Annotated in this window: 11 protein-coding genes and 1 tRNA gene; 2 read left to right on the top strand and 10 right to left on the bottom strand. The window is 42.5% G+C overall.

Translation table 11 applies throughout. The features are described 5' to 3' along the window. Window position 1 precedes the first annotated feature (1 nt). From ACI4L0_RS10590 to ACI4L0_RS10605, 4 genes are all read right to left on the bottom strand, one after another. A complete protein-coding gene (locus tag ACI4L0_RS10590; protein WP_439800141.1) occupies window positions 2-493 on the bottom strand; it encodes a hypothetical protein in 492 nt (163 codons plus the stop codon). A 181-nt stretch (window positions 494-674) separates the two neighbouring features. Further along, window positions 675-1,988 (bottom strand): MATE family efflux transporter, encoded by a 1,314-nt coding sequence (locus tag ACI4L0_RS10595; protein ID WP_439800142.1) that lies wholly within the window; start codon window positions 1,986-1,988, stop codon window positions 675-677. Window positions 1,989-2,175: 187 nt separating this feature from the next. Beyond that, window positions 2,176-3,858 carry a 2-isopropylmalate synthase gene (locus ACI4L0_RS10600; RefSeq protein WP_439800143.1) on the bottom strand — a complete coding sequence of 561 codons (1,683 nt, stop codon included), beginning with the start codon at window positions 3,856-3,858 and terminating at the stop codon, window positions 2,176-2,178. A gap of 312 nt (window positions 3,859-4,170) precedes the next feature. Further along, complete coding sequence (locus tag ACI4L0_RS10605) at window positions 4,171-4,776, bottom strand: flavin reductase (protein ID WP_439800144.1); 606 nt, start codon at window positions 4,774-4,776, stop codon at window positions 4,171-4,173. 231 nt (window positions 4,777-5,007) lie between these two features. Between ACI4L0_RS10605 and ACI4L0_RS10610 the strand changes: the two genes are divergently transcribed. Both ACI4L0_RS10610 and ACI4L0_RS10615 read left to right on the top strand, forming a co-directional pair. Next, window positions 5,008-6,015: a 2-hydroxyacid dehydrogenase gene (locus tag ACI4L0_RS10610; RefSeq protein ID WP_439800145.1), complete on the top strand. Its 1,008-nt coding sequence runs from the start codon at window positions 5,008-5,010 to the stop codon at window positions 6,013-6,015. A 93-nt stretch (window positions 6,016-6,108) separates the two neighbouring features. Further along, the gene (locus tag ACI4L0_RS10615; RefSeq protein ID WP_439800146.1) at window positions 6,109-7,311 is read left to right on the top strand and encodes a YidE/YbjL duplication; all 1,203 of its coding nucleotides are present in this window, start codon (window positions 6,109-6,111) and stop codon (window positions 7,309-7,311) included. Window positions 7,312-7,624: 313 nt separating this feature from the next. Here ACI4L0_RS10615 and ACI4L0_RS10620 read toward each other — a convergent pair. The 6 genes from ACI4L0_RS10620 to ACI4L0_RS10645 form a co-directional block, all read right to left on the bottom strand. Beyond that, window positions 7,625-7,696: transfer RNA gene (locus ACI4L0_RS10620), tRNA-Glu, on the bottom strand. Window positions 7,697-7,779: 83 nt separating this feature from the next. Next, window positions 7,780-9,033, bottom strand: coding sequence for a (p)ppGpp synthetase (locus ACI4L0_RS10625; protein WP_439800147.1), 1,254 nt, complete (start codon window positions 9,031-9,033; stop codon window positions 7,780-7,782). Window positions 9,034-9,123: 90 nt separating this feature from the next. Further along, complete coding sequence (locus ACI4L0_RS10630; RefSeq protein WP_439800148.1) at window positions 9,124-10,200, bottom strand: flagellar filament outer layer protein FlaA; 1,077 nt, start codon at window positions 10,198-10,200, stop codon at window positions 9,124-9,126. A 170-nt stretch (window positions 10,201-10,370) separates the two neighbouring features. After that, entirely contained in the window at window positions 10,371-10,832 is a 462-nt protein-coding gene (locus ACI4L0_RS10635; protein ID WP_439800149.1) for a GerMN domain-containing protein, read from the bottom strand. 1 nt (window position 10,833) lies between these two features. Continuing rightward, window positions 10,834-11,865: an N-acetylmuramoyl-L-alanine amidase family protein gene (locus ACI4L0_RS10640; protein ID WP_439800150.1), complete on the bottom strand. Its 1,032-nt coding sequence runs from the start codon at window positions 11,863-11,865 to the stop codon at window positions 10,834-10,836. Next, the gene (locus ACI4L0_RS10645; RefSeq protein ID WP_439800151.1) at window positions 11,862-13,433 is read right to left on the bottom strand and encodes an ATP-grasp domain-containing protein; all 1,572 of its coding nucleotides are present in this window, start codon (window positions 13,431-13,433) and stop codon (window positions 11,862-11,864) included. The genes ACI4L0_RS10640 and ACI4L0_RS10645 overlap by 4 nt, the downstream gene beginning before the upstream one ends. Window positions 13,434-13,466: the final 33 nt, after the last annotated feature.

Genomic DNA, 13,466 nt, shown 5'->3' on the forward strand with positions numbered 1-13,466 from the left:
CCTACCTACGGATGATTCTATATATATCGTCTGCTATGTCAGAGATAAAATCAGAAAGCCCTGCATAATTTTTTCCGGCATGAGGATTTTTCTTTCCGCTGCCGAGAGCCGAGCCAGAGCCTACATGAACAAGCCTCCATGAAACGGAGCCTATGTTCGCAAGCTGGTCTGAATCCGGATTTGTTGAATTCTGCGGAGTGAAAAACACCGTCATCTCCACAAAATAATCAACGCCGCCTTCCCATGCTTCCTGCATAGATTTTTTGAAAAACGAAGCATCCTTCTCTTCCGCATCGGAAACAACGGGAGGAGAATTTGAAACAATGATTCCCTTTCCAAAGAAAAAATCAAACATGCTGTCTTCTATGGTAAAAGAAGAACTGCGGATTTCAGGATCCCCGTGCTGTACAACCTGAAATGCAACAGAAAGCGCCTCAGCGCAGAACACAGCACAAGACAAGATGAACAGCAATGCTATCCTTTTGAAACCCATAGGAAAAACCTCTTTTATGGCAATTAATCTCTTTTGAGTGTTAATCAGCACTTTCTTAGAAAACTGAAAACCGCGCTCTCAATTATTCATCGGCTTTTTTCTTCAATGGGTTAAGCATTTTATGGGAAGCTCCAGAAACTTCATTCTCTGCGCTTCCCTTATACTGAAAAAGACAAAAAAATCATGACTTGAAGGATGAAGACTCAAGGCGTTTTCTACAGAAAAAATAGGCGGGAATCAAAAAGCAGTCGGCAAGAATCCATGCAGAGGGAGAAGCAAAACATGCGGCGGTATATCCGAACAGCGGCACAAAAAACAGCCCGAACATTCCGCGCCCCGCAAGTTCAAAAAGCCCGGCAAAAAGCGCAAGCCGCGTAAAGCCCATTCCCTGGATCATAAAGCGCACAATATTTACAAGCGCAAGAGGAAAATAAAACGCGCTGTTCGCAACAAGGAATTTATAGACATTGGCAAGAATTTCAGTCTTCCCAGCATCCACAAGAATCATTCCAAGCCTCCGCCCGAACACAAGCATAACCATAAACGCCGCCGCCGAATACACAAGTCCCAGCAAACCGCAGCTGAAAAGCCCCGGATTCAGCCTTGAAAACCGGTGCGCACCTGTATTCTGCCCGGCATAGGTCGCCATTGTGGTTCCCATTGCATCAAAAGGACAGCAGAAGAAAATCGAAATTTTGCTAGCCGCCGAAACAGAGGCAACAGCCGCAGAGCCAAGCGCATTCACAGCAGACTGAAGCAGAACGCTTCCGACAGCCGTAATGGAATACTGGAGCCCCATCGGAATTCCCATGGAAAGCAGAATATAAAGATGGCGCGCGGAAGTCTTCCAGTCCTCGCGGGAAAGATGAAGCACAGGATAATTTTTCAGAATAAAAAGAAGACAGGCAATACTGGAAACCGACTGCGAAACCACAGTCGCAAGAGCAGCCCCTTCTACTCCAAGCCCAAGCGCAAGAATAAAGAAAAGATCCAGCGCAATATTCAAGACGGAGGAAACCACAAGAAAAACAAGCGGAGTCCGGCTGTCCCCAACAGAGCGGATAACGGCCGCAAGCAGATTGTAGGCAAGAGAAGCAGGAATTCCTGCAAGAATTATCACAAGATAGCCGTATGAGCCGCTGAAAATATCATCCGGAGTCTTCATAAGAACAAGAAGCGGCCTGCAGGACACAACTGTAACCGCCGTAACAACAGCCGCCGCGCACACAGTAAGCTTAATTCCGCCTGAAATAAATTTGCGCATCTCAGAATAATCCCCTGCGCCGAACATCTGAGAAACAGGAATTGCAAAACCATTGCAGATTCCCATGCAGCCGCCGATTATAAGAAAACAAACCGCGCCTGTAGAGCCCACCGAGGCAAGGGCAGAAACGCCAAGACATTTTCCCACTATAAAAATATCAGCCAGGTTGTAAAACTGCTGAAACAGATAGCCTAAAAAAACAGGAACTGCAAATTCCAAAATAAGCCGCATGGGGCTTCCTGATGTCAAATCCTTTGTCATTTGCAAATAGATATATGCATTTTTAAGATGTTTGTCAAATGGAAGAAAATCCGCCAGCGCAAAAAACTGCCCCGGAAATTCAAAACTTTACGGGGCAAGCTCAAAGCATTAGGATGAACACTGAAACTGACATTCGCCTTGTTCAGTGTCCAAAAAGTCAGTGAATCTGGTTCAATGCGCTTACCACAGCGTCAACGCCTGCCCTTCCGACATTGGTTGATCTTCCTGCTCCCCAGTACTGTTTTCCGTCCTCACAGGTAATCTGCACGTACGCAACTGCGGAAGTATCGTTTCCAGTGCCGATACTGTGCTCATGAAAAGCCGTTATGCTGAATTTCGGAGCCGGAGTTTCAGAAAGCGCGCCTGCAAACGCATCAAGCGGACCGTTTCCGGTTTTTCCTATTGAATAACGCTTGCCTTCCCATTCGACAACAGCGCGGCATGAAGTGGACTCAGAGCTTTCCTTTCCCTCAAGGTGAGTTTCCGCGAGGTCTATTATCGCCAGCTTGCCTTTTGCCTCAAGCCAGTTGCTTACAAAAAGATTGTATATTTCTTCCTTGCCAAGCTCACGCTGAGCCTTGTCCGCAGCGGCCTTTATAAGCGCTCCAAGCTCCGGGTGCATTGCCTTTGGAAGGGAAATTCCATAGTCCTGCTCAAGAATATATGCCGCTCCGCCCTTTCCAGACTGGCTGTTTATTCTGATTATGCCTTCGTACTGTCTGCCGATGTCATGCGGATCAATAAGAATGTAAGGAACATCCCAAAGCGCATTTGCAGGCATACCGGCGCGGGCTGCCATTCCCTTTCTGATAGCGTCCTGATGGCTTCCGCTGAAAGCTGTAAACACAAGCTCTCCGACATAGGGAGTGCGCGGATTTATTTCCATTTCCGTAAATTTTGTATAAAGCTCCCCGATGCTCTGAACATCATGGAAATCAAGGCAAGGATCAATTCCCTGGCTGAACATATTGAGCGCAACATTTACAATATCAAGGTTGCCCGTGCGCTCACCGTTTCCAAAGAGACAGCCTTCAACTCTGTCCGCTCCGGCAAGAAGAGCAAGCTCGCAGGACGCAACTCCAGTTCCCCTGTCATTGTGGCAGTGCGTGCTTATAATTACATTTTCCCGGCCGGAAATATGCCGCGAAAAATACTCCACCGCATCGGCATATACATTAGGCGTGTAGCACTCAACCGTTGTAGGAAGATTCAAAATAACCTTGCTGTCCGGAGAGCAGCCCCATTCATTTTTCACAGCCTCGCAGATTTCAATCGCAAAATCTATTTCAGTGTGAGAAAAGCTTTCCGGCGAATATTCAAGGCGGATTCTGCGGCGGTCCTCTTCTGAAAGGCATGATTTTATGCACTTAACTCCGTCAACTGCAATCTTCTTTATTTCTTCCTTTGATTTTCCGAATGTATATTTTCTCTGCGCCGGTGAAGTTGAATTATAGATATGGAAAATCGCCTGTTTGCAGCCTTTGAGCGACTCCATTGTCTTTCGCACAAGAGCCTCCCTGGCCTGGCAAAGAACCTGAATGGTAACGTCATCGGGAATATGGTCTTCCTCAATCAGGCGGCGGATGAATTCATATTCGGTGTCGCTTGAAGCCGGAAATCCAACTTCAATTTCCTTGAACCCAAGCTTTACGAGCAAATCAAAAAAAGCAAGCTTTGTGTCAATTCCCATGGGATTCACAAGTGCCTGGTTGCCGTCCCTGAGGTCAACAGAACACCATACAGGAGCCTTTGTTATTTTATTCGAAGGCCATTTTCTTTCAGGAAAATCAATATCACCCACGCGGGCGTATTTTCCCATCGGATTCATACTTGTTTTCATATTCACCTCTCTTGAAAAAAAAAGACCTGCCGCCAAACGACAGGTCTGTGATTTACAGCATAGCAGCCTACCAGCAACCGTCAGTCCGGCATAAAAATGAGAAACCAAGTGCTAGTAGAAGAAGCTTTCTTTTCATATAGATAGACTGTACCGTAAACAGAGCATCAATGTCAATGCATCAGCAAAACAGTTTTTAAACTTCGCACTGCTGAAAACATTCCGTAAAATGAATTTTTTTTCTGTCACGGATTTCTTTATCAGAGGCATTTTGGATAATTCCGAGTTTTTTCAACAGACCTTTTTTAGCTCCCGTTATTCAATCGGCTTGAAATCAGAAGCGGGATGCTTGCACACCGGGCATATAAAATCATCAGGGAGCGTTTCGCCTTCATAAATATAACCGCATACAGTGCAGATAAATCCCTTTTTCTTTTCAGCTGAAGAAGGCCGCGGCTTGATATTTTTCTGATAAAATGAATAGGTTGCAGAAGGAGCATCAGACAGCACTGCTCCGTCAGTAACATCAGCAATAAAAAGAGTGTGCGTTCCCAGGTCGACAGAAGAAACAACTTTTGCACTCAGGAATGCATTTGTTTCTTCAAGAATATAAACAAGCCCGTTGTCAGATCTCTTAAACGAAACCGCCTGCATCTTATCAGTATCCTTTCCGCTCTGAAATCCCCAGTGCTTGTATGTTTCGAATTTTGAATTTTCAGACAGAATGGAAACATTGAATTCCTTTGTCTGCATAATCATGTCATGCGTGTAATTACTTTTGTTGAGCGCAAGTGAAATTCTGTTAGGCTGTGAAGTAACCTGCCCCACAGTATTTACAATGCAGCCGTTATCCTTTGAGCCGTTTCTTGCAGTCAAAATAAAAAGTCCATAAGTTAAATTAAACATAGTCTTTGAATCCATAAAAGCCTCCAATTTTTTTTAAGAAACACAGGGAAATCCGAATTCGCATTGTCCTGCAATCACTCTTCATACTAATAAAAATCATGAAAATTTGCAAATTCCCGGAAAATAAAAAAATCAAAATCATGCATTGCACCTGAAAAATGAGTATATTTAAAATGGCGCCTAAAAAATTTTCTTTCAATAATTTTTCAAAGGCGGATTAATGAAATTTCAGACAGGAGGATTTTTATGGAAACAGGAAAAACCAAGATTGCTTTTTATGATGCCTGCAGCTACGACAAAGAGTCTTTTTCAGAGCAGAACAAGAATTTTTTATTTTCAATCGATTTCTTTGATTTTCATCTGACAGAAAAAACAGCATTGACCGCAGCCGGATACGATGTGGTCTGCACTTTTGTAAATGACACTCTTAACAAAGCGGTTATAGCCACACTAAAAAAATGCGGTGTAAAAATGATAGCCCTCCGCTGCGCAGGATTCAACAATGTTGACCTTGACAGCGCAAGAGAAGCCGGAATAAAAATTGCAAGAGTTCCTTCATACTCTCCACATTCAGTGGCAGAACACGCGCTTGCCATATTGCTTGCGCTCACACGGAAAATTCCCCAGGCATATCTTAGAACCCGCTCAGGAAATTTCATGCTCAGCGGACTGACAGGCCGGGACTTGAACGGTCTTACAGCAGGCGTAATAGGAACAGGAAAAATAGGAAAGGTCATGGCTGAATGTCTGGCCGGCATCGGAATGAATATCATCATGTACGACGCATACCCTGATAATGAGTGGGCAGATCAAAAGGGATTCAAATATATTCCGCTAATCGAGCTGTTCCAGAAAAGCGATGTAATCACACTGCACTGTCCGCTGACTGACGACACCAAGCACCTTATAAATGAAAACTCGCTTGCCATGATGAAGAATGATGCCGTGATAATAAACACAGGCCGGGGCGCGCTCATAGACAGCCATGCGCTTGTAAAGGCTCTGAAAAAAAGAACAATAGGAGGAGCCGCCCTTGATGTCTACGAGGAAGAAAGCCGGTACTTTTTTGCAGACTGGTCAGCGGATGTCATAAAGGACGATATGCTCTCACGGCTTCTATCGTTTCCGAATGTCATTATAACAGGCCATCAGGCGTTTCTCACAACAAATGCCCTGAAAGCCATCGCAGACACAACACTTCAGAATATCAAGGATTTTACAGAAAAAAGGGAGTCAAAAAATACGCTGGTTTGAGCAAGCCCGGCATTTTTGCAAACAGATTGTACAAGTTTTCTCAAAGTGCTATAGTGTGCAAAGATTATTCTTTAATTAACAGAGGTCAAAAAAATGATTACTTATTTTGCCGGATTATGCTCCTCTGCATTGTCGGTTATTTTCATCATTTTTATTATCGGCGTGCTCGGCTTTATGCTTGGCGGAATCAACGTAAAGGGCATTTCACTTGGAACGGCAGGTGTTCTCATTGTAGCAATTATTTATGGAATCGCCATACACTACGTTCCTGAATTTTATGTTGCAGACAGAAAAATTGTCCTGTGGGGCTCTTCGATAAAGGCGAATTTCAGCCTTATTTCAAATATCGGAACTGCTCTATTTGTTACAGCAGTAGGACTTATTGCCGGACCTAAGTTTTTCCGCACATTCAACAGAAAATCAATCGCATACCTTCTTCTCGGAGTGATAATAATCGCGATCGGAGGAATCACTGCGGTTATCTGTGTAAAATGCGACGGCAATCTTTCCCCGGAAATGGCAGCCGGACTTTTGACAGGCGGTCTTACAAGCACACCTGGATTTTCAGCAGCAAAGGAAGTTCCAAATGTTGATCAGGATGCTGTGAGCGCAGGCTACGGAATAGCATATCTTTACGGAGTTTTAGGAGTTGTTCTTTTTGTGCAGATTATTCCCAAAATCCTGAAAGTTGACATTGTAAAAGAGCGCGAGCATTTTGTGGCAGCCAATTCAATATCTATTCCAGAGCCAAAAGGAAAACTCGTTCAGCTTGAAGAATTCGGCTTTTTCCCGTTTTTCCTTGCAGTAGCCATGGGCTGTGTAATAGGCGCGATTGAAATTCCAAAGATACATTTTTCTCTTGGAAATTCCGGCGGAACGCTTGTATCAGGTCTTATAATAGGGCACTTCGGAAGAATAGGAAAACTTGACTGTAGAATCAGCAAGCAGACTTTGAATTTCATGAGAGAACTGGGGCTTGTTCTGTTCCTTATAGGCGCAGGAGTTCCCGGCGGAGTGAATTTTGTTTCAAATGTGAAGTTCTCTTACTTTATCTATGGAGCAATAATGACAACTGTTCCTATGGTTGCCGGATATATCATAGCCCGCTATGTATTCAAGCTCAGTATTTTCAACAACCTCGGTTCAATTACAGGCGGAATGACAAGCACACCGGCTCTCGGCTCATTGATTGCAGCAGCAGGAACTGATGAAGTTTCTTCTGCGTATGCGGCTACATATCCCTTGGCTCTTGTTTCAATCGTTCTCACTGCAAAAATAATTGTCATGGTTTTATAGACTTCGCAACCAATATCAGGGTATTGCAGTCGGAATTAATACCCCTTATACGATGCAAGCATTTGGGGTATTAAACATTCCGCACGAATAAAAAAATGCACATGCTGACTGAAAATTTTTCAGTCAGCTATTTTTTTCATGTTGAATTTCTTCAAAAAGACATCCATGCCTCTATAAAGGCGAATAAAAACTTCCTGCTATTTAAATGGATTTAGTTTTATACTCCACTTCTATTTACATTTATTTGACAGTTCAAGAAGGCAAATGAAAAGATAATTTAAATAAAAAAAAGACCCTAAAAAAGGGTCTTAAGCATCTCCCACGGGAATTGAACCCATGTTGTCGGGATGAAAACCCGATGTCCTAACCACTAGACGAGGGAGACATAAGCAACATTCATTGCGATGTAGAAAATATATCACATTACAATATATTGTGTCAATAGCAAAATTAAAAAAATAATTTTTTTTACATTCCCATATCAAATTTTTTTACAAGCTTCATTTTCAAAGCATTCAAATCATTATCTGACAATCCCAGCATAATAGCACTGTTTACATCATCCATTGATTTTGAATACTCGCCCATGTTGTAATATGACAAAGCCCGCCTATAATAGACATGACTCTGAAAAGCATCAATTAAAAGAGAATTATCAAAGCAGGCGACAGCTTCCTGGTCTTTTCCCTGGACTGAATAAACAATCCCCTGATAATACATGGATTTAAAACATTTAGGGTCATAATCAATGCTCTTCTTGAAATCAGAAAGAGCTTCTTCATAAAGATTTTGCGCAAAATACGCCATTCCCCTATGCTTAAAAATAACGCTCAGAACCAAATCTGAAGGCGTAGGTACAGAATTTATAATCTGGGTATAAATTTCAATAGCGCTTTTGAAATTTCCAACATTATGCTCATGCAGCGCGGCAAGAATCAAATCATCTATGCTGTTTCTGGAAAAAGAAGAAGTTTCCAATGCAATGTCTTTGAATCCCTGTGGCTTAGAACAGCCAAGCAAATTCTCTGAAAATTCATCAGCCTTTTCATAAAATGAATTTCTCCGCGCGCCAAGTTCACTCTGAAGGCGTTTTTGATAATCACGTATTTCCTGAAAAATAATATCGGCCAAAGTAAGGCTTGCATTTATTGAAGCGAGTTTTCTGCGCAACGGCTTGTCAAAAGGATTGAATTCAGACTTGTAAACAAGCTCGTGCTCAACTTCCGCCCATGCATCCTGTAAAATTGTACGTATCTGAATTTCGCAGACAAGTTTATCCTTGAGATCATCAGAAAGTCCTGTTTCCGGCAGACAGTTTTCAGGAATAGAAACAAGAATATGAACAGACTCATAGCCAAACTCTTTAAATGACTGCTCTGCCCCCTTACGCTCAATTTCCTTTACTGAAAACAAGTCCACAATCTGTTTTTCAACAAGCGCAAGATCCTCCACAAAAGCACAAATTACCCGGATGCCTATCATGTCAGTAAGCACAACAAGTCCCTTTCCGGAAGAAGACTCCTCTGCTTTTTGCCTGAGGATTTTCTTATAATAACTGGAAAATGACTTTATCCTTGATTTATATGTAGGATTTGACGGCAAATGAATATTTTGCTTCAATAAATTTTCAATTTTCCCCAAAATTTCATTAAATATGGGCCTATAACTTTCGTAGCAATTTTCAATTTTAATTTTATTGGGAACAATATTCTTTTCAGACATATACGAAAATAAAAATAAAAAACCTTTTTCAAATCATAAAAAAAGACCGTCCCGTAAGGACGGTCTAACATGCAAGACAATAACTAAAAATTACTGAACAGCATCCTGTGTTGATGACTGTGCATTAGAATTAGAATTTGCATCAAGTGATGAAGTAAATTCTGCTTCTGTTGCCATCTTTGATTTTTCGAGATAACGATTAACCTGCTTGTTTCCAAAGCGAGCCATCTCACCATTCTGGCGATCTCTTTCTTTCTTTGTGATAATTCCCCAAAGGTCTTCATCATCAATATCGCGATCAGAAGTAAGAATAGCAAGGTCATAGATAACCTTTACATCCTTGAAGTAACCGATATAGTTGTCACCGATATGAGAAGCATCACGAACAACCTGGAATCCAGAGAACTTTACAAACGGAATTCCGCGTGGGTAGATTGGGTAAACTCTGATTTCACGTGTGCGAACTTCTGAAATATAATCAGGGTTGTTCCAGATAAGAGTCTTCCATCCGTCAAAATACAAATTTCCCATCAGGTAGCGGCGCTCTACTCCATCATTGTCCTTGAGAAGAACATAAAGAGCATGTGGATAATTCATACCCATTGTTGTAACAGCGATTGACTTCAATGTGCCTACATTTCTTACAACACCATAGCCGTCTTCAAAAAGATATTTTCCCTTCTGCTCGTCAGTTGGCTGCTGGCGCTCACCATTTTCATTAGCATCAGAAAGTGGCTCGTAAGCAGGAATATCAAATGCAGGAACAATCTTTGCATTTGCATTGTTAGCCCATGTTGGGAATACAACACGTACACCCATTACACTCTTTCCAGCAAAAGGAACATCTGCTGATTCCTTTACAGGAGCCGCAACTACCTGAGAAAGAGCAACAGAAACTGGGTTCTTGGCAGAAGAGTTGAGAACAACTTCCCATTCAGGAAGAGCCAATGATGTTTTCATCAGTGTTTTCTGGTCACTTGTGAAAGTTGCACCAGCAGCAACAGAATAATCCATTACAGTTCTGCTATTCTGTGTTGGATTTCCATTCTCATCTGCTACAGTGTCTGCATCAAGCTGTGAAAAATCAATAAGAACTGATTCTTTTGCAACAGCGACTGAACCTGCCAAAATCATTGCAGCAACGGTTAAAAATAAAGTCCTCTTCATTAGAAGCTCCTTTTAATACATATATGATGTAGCCTTGTTATAATAGTATCTATTAAGAAAACATTTTTGTCAACTTCTTTTATTTTTTTTTTACCCAAAACAGCCCAGGGGAAGCTTTAAAAACTGAAGTTTTCCCAGGCAAATCAAAGAAGCTGACAGCCAAAAAAAACTCAATCCTCCCAAAGCACGGGCTTTCCGTCTATATATAAATAAATTCTATCAATATTCTTAAAATTTTTCATGATATTTTTGTGCAACAATGAAACGCTTTTCTTCATATTAAAAGTTTCGGAATTTACAAAAAGAGCATCGGCTGTAAACCCAAGATACAAATTTTTTCCGCTGAGAAAGCAGAATTCAGTTCTTGTTCCCGGGGAAAAAAGAAATTTGACTCTGTTTGTCATCGGGCCAAGCAGAAGCTCATCCACAAAGAAACGCACGGCATCATTTCCCTTCTTTTTTTCAGCATACCTTGTTTCCGTGCATATACGGCTTGACTCATAAGATTCAAAGTAGAAAATCTGCCTCCAGTGGTACCTGTAAAAACAGAAGGACACACCGGAAACAATCAGGGAGCCAAAGAAAACACCTGCAAAGGCAAGCGCAACAATATTTTTTTTTCTGCTATTCAATTTAGTTTCCTGTAAAACCGCGGGTTCTCTCGAAATTTGTTACAAATTCCTGAAGTCCATTATATATTCCAAGCGACAGCTTCTGCAAGTAGTTAGTGTCGTTCAGCAGCAGCCCTTCATTTTTGTTGGAAAGAAATCCCAGCTCTATGAGGACACTGGGCATGTTTGAATTTCTGACCACGAACCACTCCTCTTCCTTGATTCCGCGGGAGTTGCTCAAATTTCCAACCTGCGCGGCAATTCCGTTCATGATAAATTTCGCCATGAGAATCGATTCGGTGGTGTATTCCTCTTCAGTCATGCTGTTCAAAATCGGAAGGATTGAAGCATCCTCGTTAACTGACTTGGAATTCAGAACCTGGCGGCGGTATCCGGGCGAAAGATACCAGACCTCATATCCTGTGACCTTTTCGCTCATACTGGAATTCACATGGACTGAGACATAGAGAATCGCTTCATTTTCCTTGAGCTTGACGGAATTTGCAATTTCAGTGCGCTGCGAAAGTGTAAGAAAAACATCGGTACTGCGCGTCATGAGTATGTTTTTTTCAGGATAGGCTTTTTTCAGGTAATCCCTCAGCATAAGCCCGACTTTCAGATTTATATCTTTTTCAACAACAGTGATTTTCTTTCCGCCTGAAACATGAGTGGAGCTTGCGCCGGGATCTTTTCCGCCGTGCCCCGGGTCTATCAGAATCGCGCCGATTTTATAGGGAGTTTCTGAATTCTGTAGCTTGAAAAAATTTTCGGCAAGATTGAAAAAAGCAGATGTGGACACAAGCTTTCCGCCTTCAAAAAAAGGAGCGGCCTCGGAAACAAGAGTCTTGTAGTCCTGAATAAAAAACAAATCCCCTGCCCTGAATGAAATTCTATGCCCGTTTTTTTCAAGCAGCCCGGAGGAAGTCATGGGATCCCAGTAAAATGAAATTCCGTTTTTCTGCACATTCTGAATAAAATCCATTTTTCCATTCTGGCAAAAAACAGAACAGGATAAAAAAGCAAGCAGAAAAAGAACAATTTTTTTTACCTTCATTTCTCCTCCAGCTGGACAGAATCCGAATAATACAAAACTCCCTGAATTCCGCCGCGAAGAAGACAACGCCAGAACTCAGCGGCACCGAGGCGTGGATGCAAAGGAGAAATGCGGTCAAAAAGATGCACAGTGTCGATTATGCTTCTGAAATTCCAGTCGCGGACTTCCTCCATGGGCTTTGTCAGTTCAGAAGGAATCAAATCAGCGGCAGGGCAGTTTTTTTCAATGGCAAAATTTTTTCCAATTCCATTAAAGAATTTTTTCAGCTCAGAACCGGGCCTGAACGCGCTTACAGGAAACCCCTTTTCGCACGGAAGCTCTTCTCCGCAAAGAAAACGGTCGGTTTCTGAATTCGAAGGCTCAAGACGAAGGACAATCCGGGACACTGCATTTTCCGCTCCCTTTCTTGACAGCTCACGGCCTGCGGATGCCGATATGACATTTCCGCACTTTTCAACATTATTGCGGGGAAAGTCCACGCTCATGCCTTCTTTCACCCTGAAGAAAATATTTTTTACAAAAGGCGAAGCCCAGGCTTTATCTTCCCCGTATATTTTTTTTATTTTTCCCGGAATGGAAATAAAAGCCCTCTCATGGCTGAACCCGGAAGACTTGATTTCATCTATTCCCGAAAAATCAGAGGAAGCTCCCAGGGAAATTTTCAGAGCCTCCTTTGTGAGATTGAATCCTGACGAATACGGGAATGTCCAGCCTGACATATATCCGCCTGAAAGTCTTGCGGCGATTTCACCGATCATAGGCCCGCGGCTTGTGTACTTCACATCGCCCTTCGCAGCTCCATTTGAAAGCCCGAGCGCATGGACAGCATCGGTAAACACACTGATTATCTGCATTTTTTGCTTTTCAGGAATTCCAGAAGGCATCGAATGTCCAAGCTCCACAAAATACGGTTCAAAAAAAATATGCCTGTCCGCAAAGCCGGTTACAATAACTTTTCCATCCACAACAAGGGCATCTATTGAAAATTCCGGGCCTTCCATAAAATCTTCAACAATAGCCTTTCCAGAGCGTGAAAAACGCAGCGCCTCATTCAGCGCAAAAAGAAATTCAGATTCATCCCTGGCAAGGCGGCATCCCCTGGCGCCCATGTTGTCGACCGGCTTTATAACCTTAGGGAAAGTAATTCCTGACACACCGTTCTTCTTAACTGAAATCAAAAACGATTCATCAGCTTCAAAAAAATCAGGAGACGGAATATTGAACTTTTTAAAGCAGCGGCGCATTGAAATTTTATTGCTGGCCTGGAGAGCTGCCTGCGCACTGTGAGCTGCAAGTCCGCATTTTTGGGAGGCAACTGAAACAGGATATGAAAAATCTGTTCCCGCGGTAAAAACAGCATGAAGACTGCTGCCCATGGACAAAGCCAGGTTTACAACAGCCTCGGTATCTTTTAAATCTATTTTTTCAAAGCGATCCGCATAGGGAACACAAACTGCGTCCGGATTTCCGTCTATAACAAGAGCCTTGTATCCAAGTTCCTTTGCGGCTTCTATGGAAGGGCGCTGCATAAGTCCCGCGCCTAAAATCAAAACAAAACGGTCACTCATTTCCTTTCTATTTTCGACAGAAAGGCATGGGAT

The organism is Treponema sp., from assembly GCF_051883275.1.
Taxonomy (GTDB): domain Bacteria; phylum Spirochaetota; class Spirochaetia; order Treponematales; family Treponemataceae; genus Treponema_D.